Annotated in this window: 25 protein-coding genes; 13 read left to right on the top strand and 12 right to left on the bottom strand. The window is 73.1% G+C overall.

From position 1 onward, the window contains the following. Positions 1-56: 56 nt before the first annotated feature. Positions 57-935: an undecaprenyl-diphosphate phosphatase gene (locus IF655_RS05160; protein ID WP_199582296.1), complete on the bottom strand. Its 879-nt coding sequence runs from the start codon at positions 933-935 to the stop codon at positions 57-59. Positions 936-1,091: 156 nt separating this feature from the next. Next, positions 1,092-1,892, bottom strand: a complete 801-nt coding sequence (locus IF655_RS05155; RefSeq protein ID WP_199582295.1) for a TVP38/TMEM64 family protein — start codon at positions 1,890-1,892, stop codon at positions 1,092-1,094. Positions 1,893-2,213: 321 nt separating this feature from the next. On the opposite strand from IF655_RS05155, the gene tuf reads away from it, so the two are divergent. The 3 genes from tuf to IF655_RS05140 all read left to right on the top strand — a co-directional run bounded on the left by tuf (position 2,214) and on the right by IF655_RS05140 (position 5,221). Further along, on the top strand, positions 2,214-3,383 hold the full coding sequence (gene tuf / locus IF655_RS05150; protein WP_199582294.1) for an elongation factor Tu: 1,170 nt from the start codon (positions 2,214-2,216) through the stop codon (positions 3,381-3,383). A gap of 85 nt (positions 3,384-3,468) precedes the next feature. Next, positions 3,469-4,314 carry a spermidine synthase gene (locus IF655_RS05145; RefSeq protein WP_199582293.1) on the top strand — a complete coding sequence of 282 codons (846 nt, stop codon included), beginning with the start codon at positions 3,469-3,471 and terminating at the stop codon, positions 4,312-4,314. A gap of 103 nt (positions 4,315-4,417) precedes the next feature. Next, entirely contained in the window at positions 4,418-5,221 is an 804-nt protein-coding gene (locus IF655_RS05140; protein WP_199582292.1) for an alpha/beta fold hydrolase, read from the top strand. Position 5,222: 1 nt separating this feature from the next. On the opposite strand, the gene IF655_RS05135 is transcribed toward IF655_RS05140, so the two are convergent. Both IF655_RS05135 and IF655_RS05130 read right to left on the bottom strand, forming a co-directional pair. Then, on the bottom strand, positions 5,223-6,425 hold the full coding sequence (locus tag IF655_RS05135) for an MFS transporter (protein WP_242488565.1): 1,203 nt from the start codon (positions 6,423-6,425) through the stop codon (positions 5,223-5,225). A 198-nt stretch (positions 6,426-6,623) separates the two neighbouring features. Beyond that, on the bottom strand, positions 6,624-7,622 hold the full coding sequence (locus tag IF655_RS05130) for a hypothetical protein (protein WP_199582290.1): 999 nt from the start codon (positions 7,620-7,622) through the stop codon (positions 6,624-6,626). A 74-nt stretch (positions 7,623-7,696) separates the two neighbouring features. Between IF655_RS05130 and IF655_RS05125 the strand changes: the two genes are divergently transcribed. After that, the gene (locus IF655_RS05125) at positions 7,697-8,149 is read left to right on the top strand and encodes a DUF4442 domain-containing protein (protein ID WP_199582289.1); all 453 of its coding nucleotides are present in this window, start codon (positions 7,697-7,699) and stop codon (positions 8,147-8,149) included. A gap of 281 nt (positions 8,150-8,430) precedes the next feature. Next, positions 8,431-9,084, top strand: a complete 654-nt coding sequence (locus IF655_RS05120; RefSeq protein WP_199582288.1) for a DedA family protein — start codon at positions 8,431-8,433, stop codon at positions 9,082-9,084. 86 nt (positions 9,085-9,170) lie between these two features. Here IF655_RS05120 and IF655_RS05115 read toward each other — a convergent pair whose 3' ends face one another. Then, positions 9,171-9,698 (bottom strand): gamma carbonic anhydrase family protein, encoded by a 528-nt coding sequence (locus IF655_RS05115; protein ID WP_199582287.1) that lies wholly within the window; start codon positions 9,696-9,698, stop codon positions 9,171-9,173. Between the two features lie 175 nt (positions 9,699-9,873). On the opposite strand from IF655_RS05115, the gene IF655_RS05110 reads away from it, so the two are divergent. The 3 genes from IF655_RS05110 to IF655_RS05100 all read left to right on the top strand — a co-directional run bounded on the left by IF655_RS05110 (position 9,874) and on the right by IF655_RS05100 (position 11,947). After that, positions 9,874-10,638: an acyltransferase gene (locus tag IF655_RS05110; protein ID WP_199582286.1), complete on the top strand. Its 765-nt coding sequence runs from the start codon at positions 9,874-9,876 to the stop codon at positions 10,636-10,638. 157 nt (positions 10,639-10,795) lie between these two features. After that, positions 10,796-11,371 (top strand): XRE family transcriptional regulator, encoded by a 576-nt coding sequence (locus tag IF655_RS05105; RefSeq protein WP_199582285.1) that lies wholly within the window; start codon positions 10,796-10,798, stop codon positions 11,369-11,371. Positions 11,372-11,389: 18 nt separating this feature from the next. Next, entirely contained in the window at positions 11,390-11,947 is a 558-nt protein-coding gene (locus IF655_RS05100) for a YbaK/EbsC family protein (protein ID WP_199582284.1), read from the top strand. On the opposite strand, the gene IF655_RS05095 is transcribed toward IF655_RS05100, so the two are convergent. Both IF655_RS05095 and IF655_RS05090 read right to left on the bottom strand, forming a co-directional pair. Further along, positions 11,940-12,974, bottom strand: coding sequence for a cation diffusion facilitator family transporter (locus IF655_RS05095; protein WP_199582283.1), 1,035 nt, complete (start codon positions 12,972-12,974; stop codon positions 11,940-11,942). The genes IF655_RS05100 and IF655_RS05095 overlap by 8 nt on opposite strands. A gap of 147 nt (positions 12,975-13,121) precedes the next feature. Continuing rightward, entirely contained in the window at positions 13,122-13,532 is a 411-nt protein-coding gene (locus IF655_RS05090) for a CoA-binding protein (RefSeq protein ID WP_199582282.1), read from the bottom strand. Between the two features lie 164 nt (positions 13,533-13,696). Between IF655_RS05090 and IF655_RS31010 the strand changes: the two genes are divergently transcribed. Next, entirely contained in the window at positions 13,697-14,437 is a 741-nt protein-coding gene (locus tag IF655_RS31010) for a hypothetical protein (protein WP_307814861.1), read from the top strand. Beyond that, entirely contained in the window at positions 14,434-15,003 is a 570-nt protein-coding gene (locus tag IF655_RS05085; RefSeq protein WP_307814860.1) for a histidine phosphatase family protein, read from the top strand. Before IF655_RS31010 ends, IF655_RS05085 begins: the two co-directional genes overlap by 4 nt. A 6-nt stretch (positions 15,004-15,009) precedes the next feature. Here the strand turns inward: IF655_RS05085 and IF655_RS05080 are convergent, their stop codons facing one another. Beyond that, on the bottom strand, positions 15,010-16,992 hold the full coding sequence (locus IF655_RS05080) for an amino acid transporter (protein WP_199582280.1): 1,983 nt from the start codon (positions 16,990-16,992) through the stop codon (positions 15,010-15,012). A 124-nt stretch (positions 16,993-17,116) separates the two neighbouring features. Here IF655_RS05080 and IF655_RS05075 point away from each other — a divergent pair, with 124 nt between their 5' ends. The 3 genes from IF655_RS05075 (at position 17,117) to IF655_RS05065 (ending at position 22,048) form a co-directional block, all read left to right on the top strand. Then, complete coding sequence (locus IF655_RS05075) at positions 17,117-17,743, top strand: YigZ family protein (protein ID WP_199582279.1); 627 nt, start codon at positions 17,117-17,119, stop codon at positions 17,741-17,743. A gap of 154 nt (positions 17,744-17,897) precedes the next feature. Continuing rightward, positions 17,898-19,061 (top strand): exonuclease SbcCD subunit D, encoded by a 1,164-nt coding sequence (locus IF655_RS05070; protein WP_199582278.1) that lies wholly within the window; start codon positions 17,898-17,900, stop codon positions 19,059-19,061. After that, positions 19,058-22,048 carry an AAA family ATPase gene (locus tag IF655_RS05065; protein ID WP_199582277.1) on the top strand — a complete coding sequence of 997 codons (2,991 nt, stop codon included), beginning with the start codon at positions 19,058-19,060 and terminating at the stop codon, positions 22,046-22,048. Before IF655_RS05070 ends, IF655_RS05065 begins: the two co-directional genes overlap by 4 nt. 33 nt (positions 22,049-22,081) lie before the next feature. Here IF655_RS05065 and IF655_RS05060 read toward each other — a convergent pair whose 3' ends face one another. The 4 genes from IF655_RS05060 to IF655_RS05045 all read right to left on the bottom strand — a co-directional run bounded on the left by IF655_RS05060 (position 22,082) and on the right by IF655_RS05045 (position 25,827). Then, positions 22,082-23,311: a cytochrome P450 gene (locus tag IF655_RS05060; RefSeq protein WP_199582276.1), complete on the bottom strand. Its 1,230-nt coding sequence runs from the start codon at positions 23,309-23,311 to the stop codon at positions 22,082-22,084. A gap of 21 nt (positions 23,312-23,332) precedes the next feature. Continuing rightward, positions 23,333-24,724 (bottom strand): NAD(P)/FAD-dependent oxidoreductase, encoded by a 1,392-nt coding sequence (locus IF655_RS05055; RefSeq protein ID WP_199582275.1) that lies wholly within the window; start codon positions 24,722-24,724, stop codon positions 23,333-23,335. Next, a complete protein-coding gene (locus IF655_RS05050) occupies positions 24,714-24,974 on the bottom strand; it encodes a ferredoxin (RefSeq protein WP_199582274.1) in 261 nt (86 codons plus the stop codon). Before IF655_RS05050 ends, IF655_RS05055 begins: the two co-directional genes overlap by 11 nt. Before the next feature lie 172 nt (positions 24,975-25,146). Further along, complete coding sequence (locus IF655_RS05045) at positions 25,147-25,827, bottom strand: hypothetical protein (protein ID WP_199582273.1); 681 nt, start codon at positions 25,825-25,827, stop codon at positions 25,147-25,149. Positions 25,828-25,861: the final 34 nt, after the last annotated feature.

Here is a 25,861-nt window from a genome sequence, read left to right as displayed (position 1 = left end):
CGGCAATGATCATGCGGTGGGGCAGGACGGCACCGCCGGGGGCTTCCCACCAGAGGTCAGCCCGCCGACTCCGCCGCGTGCGGGCTCAGTACGCCCATGCTCACCAGCGCGATGATGACGATGCCCAGGGCGATGCGGTACCAGACAAAAGGCATGAAACTCTTATTTGAGATCCATTTCATAAACCATGCGATTACCGCATATCCCGACCCGAACGCGATCACCGTGGCGAACAGCGTCGGTCCCCACGACACGTCCCCGCTCTCGCCCAGTGAGTGCTTCACCTCGAAGACGCCGGAGGCGAGGACCGCGGGGATGGCGAGGAGGAAGGAGTAGCGGGCGGCGGCTTCGCGGCGGTAGCCCATGAAGAGGCCGCCGCTGATGGTGGCGCCGGAGCGGGAGACGCCGGGGATGAGGGCGCACGCCTGGCAGAGACCGAAGATCAGGCCGTCGCGGACGCTCAGGTTCTCGAGGGTTTTGCGCTGCTTGGGGGTGCGGTGACGGGCGCCGGACTCGTCGCGGGCGGCCAGCCGGTCGGCGATGCCTATCAGGACGCCGACGACGATCAGCATCGTCGCCGTGACCCGCAGATCACGGAACGGTCCCTCGATCTGGTCCTTCAGCGTCACCCCGAGCACACCGATCGGGATCGAGCCGACGATCACCAGCCAGCCCATCCGCGCGTCGTGCGAACCCCGCGCCGCCTTGTCGAACAGCGAGCGGAACCACGCCGTCACGATCCGCCCGATGTCCTTGCGGAAGTAGATCAGCACCGCCGCCTCCGTGCCGATCTGGGTGATCGCCGTGAAGGCCGCGCCGGGGTCCTTCCAGCCCGAGAACGCCGCGGTCAGCCGCAGATGGGCGCTGGAGGACACGGGCAGGAACTCGGTGAGCCCCTGGACGAGTCCGAGGACGAGGGATTCGAACCAAGACATGGCGGCAGGACGTCCAAGCGCTCGGAAAGGCAGGCGTGATCATGTGACGGGGGCAGCGTAGCGGTCCCCGATGGCAAAGTAATCATCGGGGGTTGGTCATGGGATGGTTATCCGGGGTGCCTGACCGTCGCGGATCAAGTAGAGCGACTCGCCGCGTCAACTGCCGTTCAGATGATGCCTCTTGCGCCACGCCACCCACGTCCCCGCCAGCGCCGGTACGGCGATGCACGCCATCGCGATCAGGAAGGCCGGCGAGGTCGGCGCCGAGGCGCGGGCGCCCGCGACGGCGTACGCCGCCGTGTTCGGGACCGAGCCCAGCGCCGTGGCCAGCAGGAACGGCGTGAGGCGCATCCGGGAGACGGCGGCGCAGTAGTTCGCCGCCCAGAACGGCACGCCCGGGAAGAGCCGCGCCGCCAGCATCGAGCGGAACCCGTGCCGGCTCAACTGCCCGTCCGCCGCCCGCAGCCAGCGCCCCCGCAGCAGGGGGCGCAGCGCGTCCTGCCCCAGCGCCCGGCCCAGTACGAAGGCGAGCCCCGCGCCGAACACCGTCCCCGCGAGCGCCGAGGTCAGCCCCAGCGGGGAGCCGAACAGCGCGCCCGCGGCCAGGTTCAGCAGGGGGCGCGGTACGAACGCCACCGTGCACAGGCCGTACCCCGCCGCGAACACCGTGGCCGCCGCCAAGCCGCCGATGCCCGGCGGAAGTTGCCGGGTGAGCAGTTGCTGGGGCGCGAAGGCCAGCACGCATCCGGCACCGCCCGCGAGCAGGAGCAGCAGCAACGACAGGCGCGCGTACGGGGACAGCAGGACGGCGACTGAGCGCGCGGCGAATCCCCGGCGAGCGAGCGCCGGTTGGGACACAACGAGTGCCGATTCGGAGACGGCGAGCGCCGGTTCGGTGACAGTGGCCCGGGGAGTGGCCATGGCGGTGCCCCCAGAGCGGTTGGTGGCAGCGGGCATCCGGTGACCCTAACCGACGCGGGTGTGTGATCGGTGTACGGACGGCGGCTGTTGGGTACGCCCCGCCCGCGGAAAACCGTTCGACGTGGGGCGACGCGTCCGCAATGATCTGCGTCATGTTCCGGTACGCCTTCCTTCTCGCAGCATCCGCGGTCGCGGATGCACCGAAGGCTGCCGTCCCGTTCCTCGTGGCCGCTGTCGACGGCGCCCGAAGCTGACCCTCTCCGGATCGTCCGGCGGACCCCGCAGGGGGAGGGTCGGAGAGTCACCGGGGTCCGGCGCGTTCCCGCGCCTCACGTATCACCACCACGAGGACTTCCCATGCCCAAGACGGCATACGTGCGCACCAAGCCGCACCTCAACATCGGCACCATGGGCCACGTCGACCACGGCAAGACCACCCTGACCGCCGCCATCACCAAGGTGCTGGCCGAGCGCGGCACCGGCACCTTCGTGCCGTTCGACCGCATCGACCGCGCCCCGGAGGAGGCCGCGCGCGGCATCACCATCAACATCGCGCACGTCGAGTACGAGACCGACACCCGGCACTACGCCCACGTGGACATGCCGGGCCACGCGGACTACGTCAAGAACATGGTCACCGGTGCCGCCCAGCTCGACGGGGCGATCCTCGTCGTCTCCGCGCTCGACGGGATCATGCCGCAGACCGCCGAGCACGTGCTGCTCGCCCGGCAGGTGGGCGTCGACCACATCGTGGTCGCGCTCAACAAGGCCGACGCGGGTGACGAGGAGCTGACCGACCTGGTCGAGCTGGAGGTCCGCGAGCTGCTCACCGCGCAGGGCTACGCGGGCGACGCCGTACCGGTCGTACGGGTCTCCGGACTCAAGGCACTGGAGGGCGACCTCCGTTGGACGGCGTCCGTCGAGGCGCTGCTCGACGCGGTCGACACGTACGTGCCGATGCCGGAGCGGTATCTGGACGCGCCGTTCCTGCTGCCGGTGGAGAACGTGCTCACCATCACCGGGCGCGGCACCGTCGTCACGGGTGCCGTCGAGCGCGGGACCGTGCGGGTCGGGGACCGGGTGGAGGTGCTCGGCGCGGAGGTGGAGAGCGTCGTCACCGGTCTGGAGACCTTCGGCAAGCCGATGGACGAGGCGCAGGCGGGGGACAACGTGGCGCTGCTGCTGCGCGGGGTGCCCCGGGACGCGGTCCGGCGGGGGCACGTGGTGGCGGCGCCGGGGAGCGTGACGCCCGGGCGGCGGTTCACGGCGCGGGTGTACGTCCTCTCGGCGCGCGAGGGCGGCCGTACGACCCCGGTCACGAGCGGCTACCGGCCGCAGTTCTACATCCGGACCGCCGACGTGGTGGGGGACATCGACCTCGGCGAGGCGGCGGTCGCGCGGCCCGGTGACACGGTGGAGATGACCGTGGAGCTGGGGCGCGAGGTCCCGCTGGAGCCGGGGCTCGGCTTCGCCGTCCGCGAGGGCGGGCGGACGGTCGGCGCCGGGACGGTGACCTCGGTGCGGTGAGCGCGGGGTGACCGCGTTGTGCGCGGGGGACGGGTCGCCGTCCCCGCGCACCCGGGTACGGCTTCGGTCGGGGGAGAATGGTCCCGTGACCGAAGCCATACCCGTGACCAGGACCGTCGACCACGGCACCGCCAAGCTGATGCCCGACGTGGACCGGGAGCGGGCCTGGCTGCTCACCGTGGACGGGGCGCCCCAGTCCTACGTCGACCTGGACGACCCCGCGCATCTGGAGTTCGAGTACGCGCGACGCCTCGGGCACGCCCTGGACGTGGCCGCCGAGGACGGCCGTCCGCTGGACGTGCTGCACCTCGGCGGCGGCGCGCTCACCCTGCCCCGGTACGTCTCCGTGACCCGGCCCGGCTCCCGGCAGCACGTGGTGGAGGCCGACCGGGGGCTGGCGGAACTGGTCGCCGAGCACCTTCCGCTGCCGCCCGGCTCGGGCATCACGGTCCACACCGCCGACGCCCGCACCTGGCTGGAGAGCGCCCCGGACGACAGCGCGGACGTGCTGGTCGCGGACGTCTTCGGCGGCTCCCGCGTCCCCGCCCACCTCACCTCCCTCGGCTACGCGGCCGAGGCGGAGCGGGTGCTGCGTCCCGGCGGCGTCTATCTCGCCAACCTCGCGGACGGCACGCCCTTCACCTTCCTCCGCTCCCAACTGGCCACCTTCGGCGCCCTGTTCGAGGAACTGGCCCTCATCGCGGAACCGGGCGTCCTGCGCGGCCGGCGCTTCGGCAACGCCGTACTCCTCGCCTCGCACCGCCCCCTGGACCTGACCGCACTGGCTCGCCGTACGGCTGCCGACGTCTTCCCCGCCCGCGTCGAACACGGTCCCGCGCTACGGAAGTTCACCGCAGGCGCCCGCCCGGTCGAGGACGGCGACGCCGTACCCTCACCCGAACCTCCGGACGGGGCGTTCGGCATCGGGTGAGGCGCGTGGTGGTCAGCCGGTGGATGTTCCCGGCTGGGCCGACGGCACGGGATGTCGGCAGTCTGTCGGTGTGGTGTCGGCGGACCGGTACAAGCTTGTGCGTATGACCGAGCTTCTCGCATCGTCCGACGACGGCCGCGCCGTCACCGCCCTCGACGAGGGATCCGGGCCGAACCTGCTGGTGGTCCATCCGGGCGGCGGAGACGCGACGACCTGGGACGGTGTCATCCGCCACCTCACCGACGACTTCCGTGTCGTCAGGATCCGACGACGGATCTACGTTCCCGAGGCAGACATCGCCCTGCCCCACTCGATGACCACCGAGGTAGCCGACATTCTCGCTGTCGCGGATCTCCTGGAGCCTCCTGTGCTTCTCGCGGGGCACTCCTCGGGTGCCGTTGCCGCACTGGAAGCGGTTTTGTCCGCCCCCTCGGCGTTCTGCGGACTGTTCCTCTACGAACCGCCTTTGCCGACCAAGGAGTTGATCGCCGGGACGGCGGGAGCACGCGCCCGTGCCGCCCTCGACGGAGGCGACCCGGTCGAGGCGATGCGGATCCACATGCGGGACATCGTCCGCATGCCCGCGACCGTGGTCGACGCCGTGTTCGCCGACCAGCACGTGCGAGCAGCGTTGTCCGCGTCCGCGGCGGCGCAGATCGCGGACAACGAAGCGATCGACGCGCTCGGCGTCGGCATTGATCGCTTTGCTGCCCTCGAAACACCGACGACCCTGGTCGAGGGCGATCTCAGCCCGTCCCACCTGCGCGAACGTCTGGCCGACCTGGCGGCGGTCCTGCCGCGTGCGCGCATCGTGACGCTCGCCGGCCAGGGACACATCGCCCACCTCGCCGCTCCTGACGTCCTGGCCGACACCATCCGGGACGCGGCGGGACGGCTGGGTTTCTGAATCAGACCGCCTGGCGGTCGACGGCCGTCACCGGGGTCGTGCGGCGGGTCAGGGTACGGACGTCGGGGATCAGCAGGACCAGGGCGGTGACGAGGACGACCAGGGCGGAGCTGCCCCAGAGGGCGGTGGTGAGGCCGACGGCTGATTCGGCGGGGCCCGCCAGGGCGGTGGCCAGGGGCATCAGGGCGACCGAGCCGAACCAGTCGTAGGCGGAGACGCGGGAGAGTTTGTCCTCGGGGATCTCCTGGTGGAGGGCGGTCATCCAGGAGACGCCGAAGACCTCGACCGTGGCGCCGGCGAAGAACATGACGGCGTAGAGGACCTCCACCGGGACCGGGACGGCCAGGGCGGCCGAGGGGAGGGCGAGGGGGAAGACGCAGAGGGTGCCGGTGAAGAGCAGGCGGCGGGGTTTCCAGCGGGTCATCAGGAGGGCGCCCACCACCGTGCCCGCGCCGAAGGCGCCGAGCGCCAGACCCCAGGGAGCCGCGCCGCCCAGGCTGTCGCGGGCGACGAGCGGTCCGTAGACGGCGTCGGCCGCGCCGACCACCGCGTTGGCGAGGGAGAACTGGGCGACCACGCCCCACAGCCACGGTCGTCCGATGAACTCCCGCCAGCCTTCCCGGAGATCGGACAGCAGACCGCCGCCCTCGTCCCGCGCCGGGACGTGGCGCACGTCGAGGAACGCGCGCAGCGACCCGGCGACCGCGAAGGCCGCCGCGTCCAGCGCGAGCACCCAACCGGGACCGACCGCGGCGACGAGCGCGCCGCCGAGTGCCGCGCCGCCGAGCGCCGCGCCCTGGGTGGCCATGCGGAACAGGGCGAACGCCCGCCCCGCGTGCTCGCTCTCCACCGAGGACATCAGCATCCCCTCGGCGGCCGGGCTGAAGAACGCCTGCCCGGTGCCGCCGAGCGCGGTGAGCAGCATCATCTGCCACAACCGTGCCTCGCCGGTCAGCACGAGCAGCGCGAACGCGCCCTGGGAGAGGAAGTTGAGGGCGTTGGCGGCGACCATCACCCGGTGCCGGGGCATCCGGTCCGCGACGGCGCCGCCCACCAGCAGGAACACCACGAGCGGCAGGGTGCGGGAGGCGGCGACCAGACCCACGTCCGAGCTGTCGCCGCCCGCGTCGAGCACCGCGAACGCGGCCGCGATGAACGAGCCGTTGGCGCCGAGCGCGGTGACGACGGCGGCCCCGGTCAGCAACCGGTAGTTGCGACCCGTACGGGACGGTCCCGAGCCGGACCCCGATACCGCGTGCCCGACGGCAGGGTGGTCGGCGGGCTCGGCGGCGGGGTCCGGTCGGGAGGTCACCCGGTGACTATCGCCCCTGGCCGTCGCACCTGCCAAGCGGGTTACCCGCCACCGGAGTCCCACCGCCCGTCCGCGCGCTGGGCGCCCCGCTCAGCCTCCCGTCGGCTGCCCGTGCAACCGCACCGAGCTGAGGATCTTCATGATCGTCGCGGTGTCGACCTCGCCCTTGACGCCCTTGGCGCCGTAGAGGTCGAACGACACGATGTCGTCCGCCGCGTTCTTGAACGCGAACGAGATCGCCTGGCCGTCGCTCGCGCACTTGCCCTTCTGCGGGGTCCTGCTCGACCGCGCCCACGCGTAGTCGCCCTCGACACCCGACTTGGTGACGTAGTGCTTGGCCTTCTTGTCGAAGGTGATGCTCTTCTTGTCGGGCTGGGTGTAGCCGCCGTAGACGTACCAGGGCACGCGCGCGACCGCCGCCTGGGCCGTGGTCTTCGCGCCGTTCTCGCCCCGGGTGCCCGCGACCGCCAGCGAGGTGTCGTCGCTGTGGCCGTCCCGGTCGCTGTCCGAGGTGCACCACTTGGACTTGTAGACGGCAGGGGCGGACACGGAGGTGATCAGCTTGTCGTCGTCGGCGCGGTCCTCCATGAAGTAGGAGGTGTCCACCGACTCGAGCTGCCAGTCCTGCGGCACGTCGAAGGCGGTGCCGAACTTCGGGTTGACGACCGCCTTCCAGCCCGCGATCACCGGCTTCTCGGCGCTGTCGTCCCCGCGCGGGTTGTCGTCCGGCGTGGACGCGCTCGTGGACGGCGCCTTCGTGGTCGGCTGCGCGGTCTTCCGGCCGTCCTTGCCGTCGTGGGCCTCGTCCTTGCTGGAACCGCCGAGGACCAGAAAGCCGGTCACGGCCGCCGCGACGACCACGGCGGTGGCCGCGACGATCGCGACGACCTTGGTCCGGTTCCCGCCGCCCTTGGGCGGTTGCGGCGGCTGGGGTCCACCCCACTGCGGCTGCTGCCCGTAGGGGCTGCCCTGCGGGTACTGCTGGTAGCCGGGCTGCTGGTACGGATTCGGCTGCTGGTAACCCGGCTGCTGGTACGGGTTCTGCTGCGGGTTCTGCGCGCCCCCTGGCGGCTGCTCTCCTGGCCACATGGCCAGCAACCCTAATGCGCCATGGACATGATTCGGACTGGTCAGGGTCGCTACCCGTCGGTAACATCACGGACATGACAGTTGAGAGCGCCTCCATGGGCGACATGCTGGCCGCCGCGGTGCCGATGGTGCGGACCCTGAACCTGGAGTTCATCGAGGTCACCCCCGAGCGCGCGGTGCTCCGGCTGCCGGACCAGGCCGAGTACCACAACCACCTCGGCGGACCGCACGCCGGTGCCATGTTCACGCTGGCGGAGTCCGCGAGCGGCGCCATCGTGCTGACCGCCTTCGGTGAGCAGCTCTCGCGCGCGGTGCCGCTCGCGGTGCGCGCCGAGATCGACTACAAGAAGCTCGCCCTCGGCGCGGTCACCGCCACCGCCACCCTGGGCCGCCCGGCGGCCGAGGTCGTCGCGGACCTCGACGCGGGCAAGCGGCCGGAGTTCCCCGTCGCCATCACCATCGAGCGCGAGGACGGCTCCGTCTCCGGCGAGATGACGGTCGTCTGGACCCTGCGGCCGAACGGCTGACGGGGCGGGAGGGTCTCGGGGTGATCTCCGGGTGATCTCGGGGGCGCGAGTCCTGGCGGGCACGCGCCCCCGAGTCGCGCACCGCGCCCCTGAGCCGCGCACCGCGCCCCCATGACCCGGATCACGCCCCCGTGGTCCGCGTCACGCCCCCGAGTGGCGGGTCACGCCCCCGAGCGGGTGGAGGCAGACCGTCCGCTGCCACCGACCGGGTAGCCTTCCCGCAGGGCCCCTGAAGCAGGCGTGGCCCCGCGATCAGGGTCAGCGACTGGGAGGAACCGGCGGTGCACGTCCAGGAATGGCTCGACTCGGTGCCCCCGCTCGCCGTCTACGCCGTGGTGGCCCTGGTGATCGGTCTGGAGAGCCTGGGCATCCCGCTGCCCGGCGAGATCGTCCTGGTCTCGGCCGCGCTCATGTCCTCAAGCCACTCCGGCATCGACCCGTTCGTGCTCGGCGCGTGCGCCACAGCAGGTGCCGTCATCGGTGACTCCATCGGCTACGCGATCGGCCGCAAGGGCGGGCGCCCCCTGCTGGCATGGCTGGCGAAGAAACTTCCGAAACACTTCAGCGAGGCCCATGTGGCCACCGCCGAGCGGTCCTTCGAGAAGTGGGGCATGTGGGCCGTCTTCTTCGGCCGCTTCATCGCCCTGCTGCGCATCTTCGCCGGACCCCTCGCGGGCGTGCTCCAGATGCCCTACTGGAAGTTCCTGATCGCCAACGTCCTCGGCGGCATCGTCTGGGCGGGCGGCACCACCGCCGTCGTCCACTACGTCGGCATCGTCGCCGAGGACTGGCTCAAGCGCTTCTCGTACGTGGGTCTCGCGGCGGCTCTCGCCCTCGGCATCGGCTCCCTCCTGATCGTCAGGCGCCGGGCGAAGCGGAACGAGACCGCCGCCGAGCAGACCCCGGAGGCGGAGCCGGTGGGCGCGGGGGACTGACCCCGACGCGCCACTGACCCCAACGCGCCACTGACCTGGCGCACCACCGACCCCGGCGCGCCCTACCCCCCGTACGACCCCGTGCCTCACTCGTGCACAGCCCGGTGCGTCTTCGCCAGCTCCGCGTACAGCGTGCCGTTGAGCGTGACGCCCTGACGCTCCTCCTCCGACAGCTCCCGGCGGACCTTCGCGGGCACCCCCGCCACCAGCGAGCCCGGCGGCACGACCATCCCCTGCGGGACCAGCGCCTGTGCCGCCACCAGGGAACCCGCGCCGATCACCGCGCCGTTCAGCACCGTCGCGCCCATGCCGATCAGGCAGTCGTCCTCGACGGTCGCCCCGTGCACCACGGCGTTGTGCCCGATGGAGACGCGCTCCCCGACCGTCAGCGGGAACCCGGGGTCGGCGTGCAGGGTGACGTTGTCCTGGACGTTGGCGTCCGCGCCGACGGCGATCCGCTCCACGTCACCGCGCACCACCGCGCCGTACCAGACGCTCGCCCCCGCGCTCAGCGTGACGTCACCGATCACCGAGGCGGTGGGTGCCACGAAGGCGTCCGGGTCGATCTTCGGCTCCCTGCCGCCGATGCCCACGATCAAGGGCTGGTGCGTCATGCGGTCCACCGTCTCTTCTTCGAGTCGTCGAGGTCGCGAAGCCGTCGCGTCGGCGAGGTCGCGTCTCCGCGCACGCTAGTGCATGGCACCTCTCGTCACAGGGGACTGTCGTATGGGGTGAAGATCACAGCGGTACTGCCCCGCGCCGGAGGCGACCGGTGAGTAACGTGAGCGCGTGCCGAAGACCGCGAACACCTTCTCTTCCTGGCGGAAGGGCCTCGCCCAGCGGGCCGTCCACGCGGTCTGGGAGTGGGCGCGGCGCACCGGCTCCGTCTCCGCCGAGCACCCCGGACGCCTCCGCTTCGGCGCGATCGGCGAGGGCACCCGGCTCGCCTTCCCGCTCGGCACGGTCTTCGGGGAGCCCTGGATCCGGCTCGGTGCCTACTGCATCATCGCCGAGCAGGTCACCCTCACCGCCGGACTCATGCCCGACCTCGACCTCGGACCCGAGCCGATCCTGACCATCGGGGACGGCGTGGTCCTCGGCCGCGGCAGCCACGTCATCGCGGACACCTCCGTCACCATCGGGCGCGACTGCTACTTCGGTCCGTACGTCTACGTCACCTCCACCAACCACTCCTACGACGACCCGCACGAGCCCATCGGCAGGCAGTGGCCCCGGATGGAGCCGGTGGAGATCGGACCCGGCTGCTGGATCGGCACCAACGCGGTGATCCTGCCGGGCGCCCGGATCGGCCGGAACGTGGTCGTCGCCGCCGGTGCGGTGGTGCGCGGCACGGTCCCCGACCACGCCGTGGTCGCGGGCGCCCCCGCCCGGGTGGTCCGCCGCTGGACCCCGGAGGAGGGCTGGCAGCCCCCGCTGCGCACCCCGGCGCCCGTACCGCCCCCGGACGGGTCGACCCCGGCGCAGTTCCGGGCGCTGGCCGAGCTGGACGAGGGGCAGATCGAGCAGTTGGCGCGGCTGGACGCCGAGGGCTGACCCCGTCTCCGGTGCCGCCCCGCGCCGAATCCCACTGCTGCGCGCCGCCCGCCCGCAGTACAGTGCGGTGTACGACGGGGTGCAGCGCAGCAACCCCCGCACCCCTCCTGCGTACTCCTGCGCACCCGATGGCCCCGATGGACTCGATGGACGTGATGTGTCGGACCTCGACCTGCTGACCCAGTCCCTGGCGCGCAACGTCAGACGCTGGCGCACCGAGCGCGGCTTCACCCTGGACACCCTCGCCGCCCGCGCCGGGGTCAGCCGGGGCATGCTGATCCAGATCGAGCAGGCTCGTACCAACCCCAGCATCGGCACGGTCGTCAAGATCGGGGACGCGCTCGGCGTGAGCGTGCCGACCCTGCTCGACTACGAGCGCGGGCCACGCGTCCGGGTCGTCCCCGCCGAGCAGGCGGTGCGCCTGTGGCACACGGACGCGGGCAGCTACAGCAGACTGCTCACCGGCACCGAGGCGCCCGGACCGCTGGAGCTGTGGGACTGGCGCCTGATGCCCGGCGAGAGCAGCCCCTCCGACCCGCACCCCACCGGCACGGTCGAGCTGGTCCACGTCACCTCCGGCGAGCTGACCCTCACCGTGGACGGCACCCCCCACCGCGTACCGGCCGGGGCGAGCGCCACCTTCGAGGCCAACACCCCGCACACGTACGGCAACGAGGGCGAGGTCCCCATGGAGATGGTCATGACCGTCTCCGTCCCGCCCGTGCGCCCATAACGCTGTTAGCGTGCCGTCATGCGCGCCCCCATCGGAAACTTCGACACCGCCCTCCCGGCGCCCGACGCCCTCGACCGGCTGACCGCGCCCGTCGCCGCCGCCCTGCGCGACTGGCAGGGCAAGACCCCGGCCGACCGGATCGTCTACGTGGACACCGACCCGCAGTGGGCGGACACCGCCGTCTTCGTGGAGCACTACGGTGCCGAGCTGCTGGAGCGGTCGGCCAACTGCGTGGTGGTCGCGGGCAAGCGGGGCGGGGAGACCACGCTCGCCGCGTGCCTGGTGCTCTCCACCACCAAGGCGGACGTCAACGGCGTGGTGCGCCGCCAACTCGGCGCCCGCAAGGCGTCGTTCGCCCCGATGGACACGGCGACCGGCGAGACCGGCATGGAGTACGGCGGCATCACCCCGATCGGGCTGCCGGACACCTGGCCGCTGTTGGTGGACTCCGCCGTCGTGGAGCTGCCGTACGTGCTCGTCGGCAGCGGGCGCAGGCAGGGCAAACTCCTCGTGCCCGGCGAGGTGTTCGCGGAACTGCCCGGCGCCGTGGTGATCGAGGGGCTCGGCCTCAACTGAGCCGTACCGGCACGTGGTGGGCGAGCGGCAGATGCGGGTCGCTCTCGCCCTCCGCCGGCGCCGGATCGGCGTGCACCAGGGCGGCGGTGAGCCCGGGTACGGCGTGCAGCAGAGCGTGTTCGGCGGCCACGGCGACCGCGTGCGCCTCGCGCGCGGTCGCCTCGCCGTCCACCAGGACCGCGAGTTCGGCGCGCAGCCGGTGTCCGATCCAGCGCATCCGCAGCTCGCCCACCCCGCGCACGCCCGGCACCTCCCGTGCCGCCCGCTCGGCCCGGTCCACCAGCTCCGGATCGACCGCGTCCAGCATCCGCCGCAGCACCTCACGCGCCGCGTCCCGCAGGACGAGGGCGATCGCCGCCGTGATGGCGAGCCCGACCAGCGGGTCCGCCGCGCTCCAGCCAAGCGCCGAGCCCCCGGCGCCGAGCAGTACGGCCAGGGAGGCGAAGCCGTCGGTGCGGGCGTGCAGCCCGTCCGCCACCAGCGCGGCCGAGCCGATCTCCCGTCCCACCCGGACCCGGTACCGGGCCACCCACTCGTTGCCCAGGAAGCCGACCAGGGCGGCGCCCGCGACGGCGGGCAGGTGCGCCACCGGGCGCGGGTCGAGCAGCCGGTCCACCGCCGCCCAGGCGGTGAACACGGCGGAGGCGGCGATGGTCAGCACGATCACCAGCCCGGCCAGGTCCTCCGCCCGCCCGTAGCCGTAGGTGAACCGCCGGGTCGCCGCCCTGCGTCCGAGCAGGAACGCGATGCCGAGCGGCACCGCCGTCAGCGCGTCCGCCGCGTTGTGCACGGTGTCCCCGAGCAGCGCCACCGACCCCGAGACGACGACCACCACCGCCTGCGCCAGCGCGGTCGCCCCCAGCACGGCCAGCGACACCCACAGCGCCCGCAGCCCGCGCGCCGAGGACTCAAGGGCGGAGTCGGTCCGGTCGGCGGTGGCGTGCGAGTGCGGGGTGAGGAGATGGGCGAGCCGGTGGAGCGGACCCGCGTGAGGAGCGTGACGATGACGAGGGTGACGGTGGCTCACATCGGTTCCCTTCCGCCGGGCGGCGCCTGGACGCGCCGCGCCCACGGGGACATTGTGGACGCGAATGCCCAAGCATGCACCTTTCACCTGCACATGGTGCGCAGGAGCGAGACCCGCGCCGGACCGCGGGCCCCGCACCCGGTCGCGTCAGAGACCCAGCCGGGGGATCTCGATCGCCGGGCACGCGTCCATGACCATGCTCAGCCCCGCCGCCCGCGTCCGTTCGTACGCCGCCTCGTCCACGACCCCGAGCTGGAACCACACCGCCCGCGCGTCCTTGGCCACCGCCTCGTCCGCGACCGCGCCGGCCAACTCGCTGTTGACGAACACGTCCACCACGTCCACTGCGAAGGGGATGTCCGCGAGCGAGGCGTACCCCTGCTCGCCGTGCACGGTCTCGGCCTTCGGGTGCACCGGCACGACCCGCTTGCCGAACCGCTGGAGCACCTGCGCCACGCCGTACGCCGCCCGGTTCCGGTTGTTGGACAGACCGACCACCGCCCAGGTGTCGCCCAGCTCGGTCAGGATGCTGCGGATCGTCGCCTCGTCGCCGTACACGGCGTCCTCCTCGGTTCTCGGCGGAAGTGCCGTGGGCTCGAACAACGCCCCGCGCGCGCCGATTCCCCCGCCATGGACACGAGGAGACCGCTCATCGGATAACGACGTGGCCCAAATCGGCGCAAGGTGCTGCGTTCGGACGTTCGCCCGCCTACGCTCGCTGCGTGCTGCGCATCCTCGACGCCCGGACCGGCGAGCCCGTCACCCCCACCCCCGCACGCCGCGGGCTGACCCGTGTCGAGGCCCATGTGCCCGGCCTGGACCTGACGGCGCTGCGGGTCCTGCTCGCCGCCGACCTCCTCGTGCGCGCCCTGGAGCTGGCGGGCACCCCACTGTGGACCCTGCTCAGCGCGCCCCGCGAACAGGCGGAGCTGCGCACCGCCGGGACCACCCTCGGCATCCGCCCCTTCGAGGACAGCCGCGACCTGGCGTCGGGGCTCGGCGAGGCGCAGACCGTGCACGTCCTCAGACGGGACACGCCCGCCCCCGGCACCGGTCCGGTGCTCGCGGTGGCTCCCGTGGAGTGGACGGAGTCCGGTGAGGAGCCGCTCGCCGAGCTGCTCGACCACCCCGACGCCCTCCGCCTCGCCCTGCTCTCCGTCCCGCGCACCGCACCGGTCCGCCTGGACCGCGCGACGCTGGAGGAAGCCGCGCGGACCGTCGCCGGATGGCGCGCGGACGTGGCGGGCTGGGCGCGGCAGCCCTCGCGGCCGGTGCCGGACGAGGTGCGCACCCGGCTGCGCGCCGCCTGGGAGGACGACCTCGACCTGCCCGGCGTGCTCGCCGTGCTGCGCGAGGTCGCCGGGGCGCCGGGAGTGTCCGACGGCGCCCGTTTCGAGACATACATGTACGCCGACCGCCTCCTCGCCCTCGACCTCGCGAGCGGTCTGGGCGGCACCGCGTGAGCGGACCGGCGCGCCGACTGGTCGTGCTGCGGCACGCCAAGTCCGCCTGGCCGGACGGCGTCCCGGACCACGACCGCCCGCTCGGCACGCGTGGTCTGCGCGACGCCCCCGCCGCCGGACGGGCGCTCGACCCGCCCGACCTCGCCCTGTGCTCCACCGCCGTACGAGCCCGCCGCACCTGGGAACTGGCCGCCGCCGAGTGGGCAGCGGCGCCGCCGGTGCGCTTCGACCGGCGGATCTACGAGGCGCCCCCCGCCCGGCTCCTGGAGGTGGTGCGCGAGACACCGCCCGAGGTGCGGACGCTGCTGCTGATCGGGCACAGCCCCGGACTCGAAGGGCTCATCGAGGGGCTCGCGGGGGAGGCGGCCGGAGACACCCTGGAGCGGGTGCGGGCCAAGTTCCCCACCTCGGCGGTCGCGGTGCTGGACTGGAACGGCGCCGACTGGACGGCGCTCGCCCCCGGCACGGCGCGGCTGACCTCGGTCACGGTGCCACGCGGGGAGAGGACGCCACGCGGGGAGAGGACGCCGGGCGGGGAGAAGGCGCCACGCGGGGAGCAGCCGTAGCCCGGTTCAGCCGACGTGCACCCAGGGCCGGCGTTCCTGGTCCGGTTCCGCGCGGCGCAGGACCTCGCGGGTGACCGGCGCCGACTCGCCGCTGCCGAAGACCAGGAAGCGGACGAGATGGCTGACCGGGTTGCCCTCGGTCCAGTTGAAGTAGACGTGCGGCGGCTTGCCGGTGCGGTCGCGCAGGGCGAGCAGGACGGCGGCGATGGTGTTGGGCACCGTGGGACCGTCCGCGCGCAGCCGTCGTACCCCGTGCTTCTCGTCGCCGTGCACGGTGATCTCGGCGGTGAAGTCGGAGGAGTCGCGCACGAACACCTCCAGGAAGATCACGTCGGCGCCCTTGGGCAGCCGGGTGTGCTCGCGCTGCTCCTGCTCCTTGGCGCGGTAGGCGCGCCTGGTGTGCTCGTCCGGCTCGTTGGCGATGAGCTGGAGCGGACCGCGCTCGGCGGCGGCGTCGACGATGCGCAGCGCGGTCTCGTCGAAGACCACGTCGGTGGCGCGCAGTTCGAAGGCGCGGTGCACGCGCGAGCCGAAGGACGTGAGCATGATCGCCACGATGAAGATGGACGCGATCTTGATGCCGTCGGGTCGCTCGATCACGTTGAGGACCAGGGTGTACAGGAACACGGCGGTGATCAGCCCGAAGCCGATCGTGGCGCCCCGGTGCCGTCGGCGGTGCACGGCGACCGTGGAGGCGAAGGCCGCCGAGAGCATCAGGACCAGCACGCCGGTGGCGTAGGCGCCGCTCTGCTCGTCCACGCTCGCGTGGAACCAGAGGGTGATCAGCACGGCCGCGACCAGGAAGACCAGCACCAGCGGGCGTACGGCACGGGTCCACTCGGGAGCCATGCCGTAGCGGGGGAGATAGCGCGGGACGAGGTTGAGCAGACCCGCCATGGCGGAGGCGCCCGCGAACCACAGGATCGTGATGGTGGAGAGGTCGTAGACGGTGCCGAAGATCTCGCCCAGGTACTTGTGGGCCAGATAGGCGAGGGCGCGGCCGTTGGCGGGGCCGCCGGACTTGAAGTCCGCTTGCGGGATGAGGATCGTCGTCGCCAGGCTGGACAGGAGCAGCAGACAGCTCATGATCAGCGCGGCGGTGGTCAGCAGCTTGCGGGCGCCCCGGATGCGCCCCGCCGGGTTCTCCCAGGTGTCCGTGGGGGCGCCCTTGATCTGCGGCATCACCGCGACGCCGGTCTCGAAGCCGGACATGCCGAGCGCGAGCTTGGGGAAGACCAGCAGGGCGACGCCGACCATGGCGAGCGGCGAGGAGTGCGCGGTGGTCATCGCGTGCGTCCAGTCGGAGATCCGCACCGGGCGGCTGAGGACCTCGTAGGCACAGGTCGCGAGCACCACCACGTTGAGCGTGAGATAGGTGGCCACCAGGGTGACCGCGATCCCGATCGCCTCCTTGAAGCCCTTGAGGAAGACCGCGCCGAGCAGCCCGATCAGCACGAGCGTGATCCAGGTGTTGGTGCCCTCGATCCAGTGCGGGGCGAACGGGTTCTCCAGCACATGCGCGGCGGCGTCCGCCGAGGACAGCGTGATCGTGATCATGAAGTCGGTCGCCGCGAACCCCAGCAGCACCAGCACCAGGATCTTCCCCGACCACCAGGACAGCAGCCGCTCCAGCATGGCGATGGACCCCTCGCCGTGCGGGCTCTCGTGCGCCACGCGGCGGTAGACCGGCAGCGCGCCGAACAGGGTCAGCGCGATCAGCACCAGGGTGGCCAGCGGGGAGAGCGTCCCGGCCGCGAGGGCGGCGATGCCGGGCTGGTAGCCGAGCGTGGAGAAGTAGTCGACACCGGTCAGGCACATCACCCGCCACCACGGGTGGCCCTTCTGCTCCGGGCTCGGGGTGCGGTGTGGTCCCGGGTGCCGGGCGGTCTGCTCGCTCAGACCCTCCAGGAGCCAGGAGCGGCACCGGGGGAGCACGCCGTGCCGCCCGGCCGCGCCGGTGGCGTCGGGGTGCACGGGGACGCGGGTCATACGGTGCTGCCTCCTCGTACGGCGCCCGGGACCCCGGTCGCCTGATCGCTCGGCGCGTATGCCCCGCATCCTCACCCGCACACCGGGGCACGGGCCAGCGCGGCGCTCCGCATAGGCTGGCGGGATGCAGGACGAGTACCGCACAGTCGCCCGCGCGGGCACGCACGAGACCGAGATCAACCGTTCCCGCTTCCTGTGCGCGCTCGCCCCGGCCGCCACCGAGCGCGAGGCGCAGGAGTTCGTCGCGGCTGTCCGCAAGGAGCACGCGGACGCCACGCACAACTGCTGGGCGTACGTCATCGGCGCCGACGCCTCGGTGCAGAAGGCGAGCGACGACGGCGAGCCGGGCGGCACCGCCGGTCTGCCGATGCTCCAGATGCTGCTGCGCCGCGACATGCGGTACGTCGTCGCCGTCGTCACCCGCTACTACGGCGGCGTGAAGCTCGGCGCGGGCGGACTGATCCGGGCCTACGGCGGCGCGGTCGGCGAGGCACTCGACGCGGTCGGCAGCCGCACCCGGCGCCGCTACCGGCTCGCCACGGTGACCGTCGACCACCAGCGCGCGGGCAAGGTGCAGAACGACCTGCGCTCCACCGGGCGCGAGGTGCGTGACGTGCGCTACGGCGAGGCGGTCGCCATCGAGATCGCCCTCCCGGACGCCGACGTGGCCGCCTTCCGGGGCTGGCTGGCGGACGCGACGGCGGGGACGGCGGCTTTCGAGCTGGGCGGGGAAGCCTACGGGGACGTCTGAGCCGGGGAGCGTGCGAGGAGGGGAACGTCTGAGCAGGGAAGCGGGCGACAGTGCCCGGCAATTGGGATGAAACGGGCATAACGGTCAAGCACGGGGCGGTCGGTACGCAAGCGACGGAGCCCGTTGTCGGACCCTCCCGTTAGTCTCGGGAATCATGAGACTCCTGCACACCTCCGACTGGCATCTCGGCCGGTCCTTCCACCGGGTGAACATGCTCGGTGCGCAGGCCGAGTTCATCGGCCACCTCGTCGACGCCGTGCGCGAGCACGCCGTGGACGCCGTGGTCGTGTCGGGGGACGTGTACGACCGCGCGGTCCCGCCGCTCGCCGCCGTCGAGCTGTTCGACGACGCCCTGCACCGCCTCGCCGACCTCGGCGTGCCCACCGTGATGATCTCCGGCAACCACGACTCCGCCCGCCGCCTCGGCGTCGGCGCCGGACTCATCGACCGCGCGGGCATCCACCTGCGCACCGAACCCTCCGCCGCGGGCACCCCCGTCGTCCTCGCGGACGCCCACGGCGAGGTCGCCCTCTACGGCCTGCCCTACCTCGAACCCGCCCTCGTCAAGGACGAGTTCGGGGTGACCAAGGCAGGACACGAAGCCGTGCTCGCCGCCGCCATGGACCGGGTCCGCGCCGACCTCGCCGCCCGCCCGTCCGGCACCCGCTCCGTCGTCCTCGCCCACGCCTTCGTCACCGGCGGCGAGGCGAGCGACAGCGAGCGGGACATCACCGTCGGGGGAGTGGCCGCCGTACCCGCCGGGGTCTTCGACGGCGTGGACTACGTCGCCCTCGGCCATCTGCACGGCTGCCAGACCCTCACCGAGCGCGTCCGCTACTCCGGCTCCCCGCTCGCCTACTCCTTCTCCGAGGCGGACCACCGCAAGAGCATGTGGCTGATCGACCTCGGCGCCGACGGCTCGGTCGGCGCCGAACGCCTCGACTGCCCGGTCCCGCGCCCGCTCGCCCGCATCCGGGGCACCCTGGAGGACCTGCTGGCCGACCCGCGCCTGGACCGCCACGAGGACGCCTGGGTCGAGGCAACGCTCACCGACGCGATCCGCCCCGCCGACCCCATGGCCCGCATCGCCGCCCGCTTCCCGCACACCCTCAGCCTCGTCTTCGCACCCGAGCGCGCCCCCGACGACCCCGCCGTCTCCTACGCCCGCCGCCTCGCCGGACGCGACGACCAGCAGGTCGCCGAGGACTTCGTCGCCCATGTGCGCGGCGCCGGACCCGACCCGCGCGAGGCGGCCGTCCTGCGCGACGCCTTCGACGCCGTGCGCGCCGACGACACCGTGCGGGAGGTCGCCCGGTGAGGCTGCACCGACTCGACATCACCGCCTTCGGACCCTTCGGCGCCACCCAGAGCGTCGACTTCGACGCCCTCTCCGCCGCCGGACTCTTCCTGCTGCACGGCCCGACCGGCGCCGGAAAGACCTCCGTCCTGGACGCCGTCTGCTACGCCCTCTACGGCTCCGTCCCCGGCGCCCGCCAGAACGGCCAGGGCACCCACCTGCGCAGTGACCACGCCGAGCCGGGCACGCGCACCGAGGTCCGCCTCGAACTCACCGTCTCCGGGCGCCGCCTGGAGATCACCCGGCAGCCCCCGTGGGAGCGCCCCAAGAAGCGCGGCACCGGCACCACCCTCGACAAAGCCCAGAGCTGGCTGCGCGAGTACGACGCCGGGCGCGGCGCCTGGAAGGACCTCAGCCGCTCCCACCAGGAGATCGGCGAGGAGATCACCCAGCTCCTCGGCATGAGCCGCGAGCAGTTCTGCCAGGTCGTCCTGCTGCCCCAGGGCGACTTCGCCCGCTTCCTGCGCGCCGACGCCGAGGCACGCGGCAAGCTGCTCGGGCGCCTCTTCGACACCCGGCGCTTCGCGGAGGTGGAGAAGCGGCTCGCGGAACGCAGGAGGGCCACCGAGGCACGGGTGCGCGAGGCGGACACCGCGCTGCTCGCGGACGCCCACCGGATGCAGCAGGCGGCGGGCGACGCCATGGAGCTGCCCGACCTCGCCCCCGGCGACCCCGGGCTCGCGGGAGCGGTCCTCACCGCCGCCGCCGTCGCGCGCAGCGCCGCCCGCGAACGCCTCGCCGTCGCCCACTGCCGACTGGCCGCCGCCGAGTCCGGTCACACCGAGGCTCAGCGGCACCTGGGCGAGGCGCGTGAACTCGCCCGCGCGCAGGCCCGGTTCACCGAGGCTCGGCAGCGTGCCGCGCGCCTTGAGGAGCGCTCCGGCGACCACCGTGCGGCGCAGCAGCGCATGGAGCGCGGGCGCAAGGCCGAGACCGTCGCCCCCGCCCTCGACCTGCGCCGCGAAGCCGAGACCGCGCATCTGCGGGCGACCCGCGCCGAGGAACAGGCCCGGCGCCCGCTGCCCGAGGAGCACGCCGGGGCGGACGCGACCGGTCTCGCGGCAGCCGCCCGCCGCGCCGCCGAGGAACTGGGCGGACTCGACTCCGCCCGGCGGGCCGAGGGACGGCTCGGTCAGCTCCTCGCGGAGCGCGCCGGACTCGACCGCCAGGAGCGCGAGGACGAGCACGCGCTGCGCGAGGCGGACGCCTGGCTCAGCGGGTGGGAGAGCCTGCGGAACGGACTCCAGGCACGGATCGACGCCGCCGGGGAGGCGGCGGTGCGCGCCGAGCAGCTCGGGGCACGCCGTGAGCCCGCCCGGCGACAACTGGACGCGGCGCGGCGGCGGGACGCGCTGACCGGGGAGGTGGACGCCGCCCGCCGTAGTGCGCTGGACTCCGGGCAGCGCGCGGGCGACCTGCGTACACGCTGGCTCGACCTCAGGGAACAGCGCCTGAACGGCATCGCCGCCGAACTCGCCGCCCACCTCACCGAGGGCGAGCCCTGTGCCGTCTGCGGGGCGACCGAACACCCGGCTCCGGCGCGCAAGGACGCCGGGCACGTGGACCGCGAAGCCGAACAGCGTGCCCTCAAGGCGCAGCAGAAGGCAGAGGAGGAGCACGCCCGGGACGAGCGCCGCACGGTGGAACTCCGGACGGCACTGGACACCGTCACCGCCGAGGCGGGTGACGCCCCCGTCGACCGTCTCGCCGCCGAACTCCGCGAGCTGGAGGGCGAGTTCGAGCAGGCTCGCCGCGACGCCTCCGCGCTGCACGCCGCCCAGGAGGAGCTGCGCCAGGCGGAACGGGAACGCGAACAGCGCCTGGAGGCACGTCAGGGCGCCGCCGTGCGCACCGCCTCCCGGGTCACCCGGCGCGAGACCCTGGAGCGCGAACAAAGCGCCCTGGAGGAGGAGTTGGCACGAGCGCGCGGGGATGCCGCCACCGTCGCCGACCGTGCCGCTCAACTGGAGCGCCGCGCCGCCCTGTTGACCACCGCCGCCGATGCCGCCCGCGCCGCCGACGAAGCCGCCACGCGTCTGAAGGAGGCCGACGCCCGCCTGGCCGACGCCGCCTACCGCGCGGGCTTCGACACCCCGTCCGCCGCTGCCGCCGCCCTGCTCGACCCCGCCGCCCACCGCGAACTCCAACACCGCCTGGACGCCTGGCAGTCGGAGGAAGCCGCCGTACGCGTCGCGCTCGCCGAGCCCGAGACGGCGCGGGCCGCTCAGCAGCCGCCCGCCGACACGGTCGCCGCCGAACAGCGCGCCGCCGGTGCGGAACGCCGGATGCGCGAAGCGGTCTCCGCCCGCGACGCCGCCCAGCGGGCCACCGCCGAGCTGGACCGGCTCTCCGCCCGCGCCGAGGACGGCGCCCGCCGTCTCGCCCCGCTGCGTGAGGAGTACGACCGGGTGGCCCGGCTCGCCGGTCTCACCGCGGGCACCTCCGCCGACAACGAGCGCAAGATGCGCCTGGAGTCGTACGTCCTCGCCGCCCGCCTCGAACAGGTCGCCGCCGCCGCGACCGCGCGGCTGCGGATGATGTCCTCGGGGCGCTACACCCTCGTCCACTCCGACGACCGCAGCGGACGCGGGCGCAGCGGGCTCGGGCTGCACGTCGTGGACGCCTGGACCGGGCGCGAGCGGGACACCGCGACCCTGTCCGGCGGCGAGACCTTCTTCGCCTCCCTCGCCCTCGCCCTCGGTCTCGCGGACGTGGTCACCGACGAGGCGGGCGGGGTCCGCCTGGACACCCTGTTCATCGACGAGGGCTTCGGCAGCCTGGACGACCAGACCCTGGACGAGGTCCTGGACGTCCTCGACTCCCTGCGCGAACGCGACCGCAGCGTCGGCATCGTGAGCCACGTGGGCGACCTGCGCCGCCGCATCCACGCCCAACTGGAGGTCGTGAAGGGCAGATCGGGGTCCACGCTGCGACTGCGGGGCGTGTGAGGGGACCGGTTCCTCAGGGGCGGACGCTGGGGTTCAGGGCCGTACGCCCTCGAAGGCGACGGGCAGATGGCGCGGCCCGCGCAGCACCGCGTTGGGCCGGTACGGCGGCGGGTCCTCCACCAGCCGGGGCTCCACCAGGCGCCGCGCCAGCTCGGCCAGCGCGATCTGGGTCTCCAGGCGGGCCAGCGGGGCGCCGAAGCAACTGTGGATGCCGCTGCCGAAGCCCAGGTGCTGGAGGTCCGAGCGGTCCGGGTCGAAGCGGTCGGGGTCCTTGAAGCGCTCCGGGTCGCGGTTGCCCGCCGCCAGCATCAGCCAGATCCGCGAGCCCGCCGGAATCGTCACCCCGCGCACCTCGATGTCGGTGATGCAGGTGCGCTGGGGCACGAGCTGCACGGGCGGCTCGTAGCGCAGCAGCTCCTCCACGATGTTGGCGGCGAGGTCGGGGTCCTCGCGCAGCCGGTGCAGGTACTCGGGGTGGCGCAGCAGGGTCAGCATGCCGTTGGTGATCAGGTTGACCGTGGTCTCGTGGCCCGCGATCAGCAGCAGCACGGCGGTGCTGAGGATCTCCATCACCGTCATGGAGCCGTCCGGGCCCTTGCCCGCGGCCAGGTCGGACAGCATGTCGTCGCCCGGTTCCTTGGACCGCTGCTCCACCAGCCCGGCCAGATACATCCCGAGCTGCGTCCGTGCCTCCTGCACGTTCTTCACGAACTCCGGATCCGACTGCCGGGTGTCCGGGTCCAGACCGGCCACGATCGGATCGACCCACGCCCGGAAACGCGGCTCGTCCTCGCGGGGCACCCCGAGCAGTCGGCAGATCACCGTCACCGGGAACGGATACGCGAACTGGTCCACCAGGTCGATCTCCCGGGCGTCCCCGAAGCCGTCGATCAACTCGCCCACGATCTCGTGCAGTTCGGGCCGCATGTCGTCGACGCGGCGCGGCTTGTGCGGCGGTCCGAAGGCGCTGTTGGCGATGCGCCGCAGCCGGTCGTGCTCCGGCGGGTCGAGGCGGATGAAGGAGGGCGGCAGCCCCGTGTTCTCCCCCAGCTCGTCCGCCCCGGGCTCCGCCAGATTGCTCGCGTCCGAGCTGATCCGGGGATCGTGCAGCAGGCTCTCGATGTCCCAGTACGAGCTGATGACATAGGGGTCGCCCTCCTCCTCGTGCAGCACCGGGGTGCGGCGCAGCTCCGCGTAGAGGGGGTACGGGTTCGCGCGGTTGGCGAAGTCGGTGATCTGGCGCACCAGCGAGGCTCGCGTCATGACAGGTCCTTGGGCGTGCGGTCAGTGGTGGCCGGGGGTGAAGACCAGGCGGCGGTCGGCCGGGGAGTAGCCGCTGAGGGTGACGGTCGGGGCGTGGGTCGGCAGGGAGGGGTCGGGGAAGTCGGAGGCCACCGCCCGCCGCCCCTCGGGACGCCGGTCCATCGTCGGATAGTCGGCCGGGAAGGGGGCGCCCTGCTCGATCTGCCGCTGGTAGTACTCCAGCCAGCGCGCGTTGTCGAAGGACACGGCGGCCACGATGCGGCCCTTGTGGCCGTAGACGCCGACGAACCGGCGCTCCGCCGTCGACCCCTGGGTGATCATCAGCTCGTCGCCCATGGGCGGCACGCCCACCGACTTGATGTTCACCCCGAACTGCGAGGACCAGAAGGCGGGCATCCACAGGTGGGGGCGCCGGTCGTACGGTCGGCAGATCATGTTGTGCGCGGCCGTCTCCGCCTGCGCGACCGCGTTGCCCCAGTGTTCCAGGGAGAGGAACTGGTAGCCGAACATCGGATGCGGGGAGCGCGCCACGTCACCGGCCACGAACACGTCGTCCGTGACGATGCCCCGGAAGTCGAAGGCACGGCAGCCCGCGTCGCTCGCGATGCCGCGCGGTCCCGCGCCGATCCCGGACCCGGTCAGCCACTCGGTGTTGCGCTGCGAGCCCAGCGAGACGACCACGACATCGGCCTCGAGCACGCTCTCGTCCGACAGATGCACCGCGCGGACCCGGCCCATCGGGTCGCCCTCCAGCGCGGTCACCGTGATGTGGGTGCGCAGATCCACGCCGTTCTCCTCGTGGAGCTCGGCGGCGACCGCTCCGACGACCCCGCCGAGCGCGCCCACGAGCGGCGCGCCAGCGCGTTCGCAGACGGTCACCTCGAGTCCCATCTCCCGGCAGGCCGAGGCGACTTCGGACCCGGCGAACCCGGCGCCGATCACCACGACCCGCCGCGCCCCGGCGCGCAGCCGGTTGCACAGCCGGGTCGCGTCGTCCCGGGTGCGCAGCACGAACACGCCGTCCAGCCCGGCCTCCTCCTCCTTGGGCCAGGGCCGGGCGCGTACACCGGTCGCGATGAGCAGCCGGTCGTACTCCACCTCCTCGCCGTCGGCGAGGAGCACCCGCTTGCCGGTCAGGTCGAGCCCGGTCGCCGGGACGCCGAGCCGCCACTCGGCGTCCAGGTGCCGGCGCCGGGGCAGCTCGGTGTGCTCCGGGGACGCCTTGCCGAGCAGCACCGACTTCGACAGCGGCGGCCGGTCGTAGGGCTCGTACGGCTCGTCGCCGATCAGGGTCAGCGCGCCGGTGAAGCCCTCCTCGCGCAGGGTCTCGGCCGCGCGCAGCCCGGCGAGAGAGGCGCCGACGATCACGATGCGGCCCTCGCGGCGCAGCCAGTCCACGTAGTCAGCGGCCATCGGACAGCTCCCAGGAGGCTCCGACGGCCAGCGGCTCGTCATGGGCGGAGGCGCCCTCGTAGACGCCCTCGACGGTGATCGCCTTGACCGGGCAGGCGGCAGCCGCCCGGGCGACCGCGTCGCGTTCCTCGTCGGCGGCGCGCGGGTTGTAGAGCAGCGCCTCGTCGCCGTGCATGGTGAAGACGTCGGGGGCCAGGAACGCGCACTGGGCGTATCCCTGGCACTTGTTGAGATCGACGACGATCCTCATCGAGGCTCCGCTCTCTTTCCGGTGGCCAGGCCCGGTCGGCGCGCCCTCGTGCACGGCGCGCGGTCCCGGACGGCGGGTCGTCCCCCGCCCGCCAGCATGGAAGCCGGACGCCCCCACCCGCGCGCCGGGAGCCGCCGAACGGGTGAGGCAGGCGCACCTAGGGGGCGTCCCCCTAGGGGGCGCCCGCTGCCCGCCGCCGTCCGCTCGCCACGAGGATGTGCGCGCTCAGCACCAGCGACCAGGCGGGGAAGACCAGCTCCGCCCAGGGCACGTTCGAGGAGACGAAGAGCAGGACCAGCGCCGTCAGCGAACTCAGCACCGTCAGCCAGCGCGGCAGGACGCCCAGCCGCTTGCCGATCACGGACATGGACGACACGAAGACGGCCGCCATCCGCATCGCGTACTCGGTCATCAGCCCGTAAGCGAAGTGCCGCCCGAAGTCCCAGGTCTCCGGCGACGGCGTGCTGCCCGCCGGGTGCGAGACCGCCAGCACGGCGGAGGCAGCCGCGGCGGCGCCGAACAGGGTCGCGGTGAAGACGAGACCGCTGCCGAGCAGCACGGTCGCCAGGAACCGGTCCTCGACCTCACCCACATGGGCGCGCACCGCGCCGAGGAACCACAGGAAGAAGATGCCCGCGAACGGGATCAGCGCCAGCGCCGTTTGCACGGCGCTGCGCCGCGAGGGATCGGTGAGCCCCCGCGCGGTCGCCGCGTCGGCGCCCTCGGGGATGCCGAGCCGCATCAGCACGATCGTCGCCGCGAGGAGCAGTGCGAACACCACCCCGGCGAGACCGGCAGCGCGCGGGGTCTCCAGCGCCTCCCGGCCCGGTCCCTTGCGCCCCTTGACCTGCATGAGCGGCCCACCTCCCGAGCGACGGCCCCCGCAC

Origin of the sequence: Streptomyces sp. DSM 110735 (genome assembly GCF_016482685.1) — a bacterium.
Lineage (GTDB): Bacteria > Actinomycetota > Actinomycetes > Streptomycetales > Streptomycetaceae > Streptomyces.
This window is presented reverse-complemented; position numbering and strand designations above follow the sequence as displayed.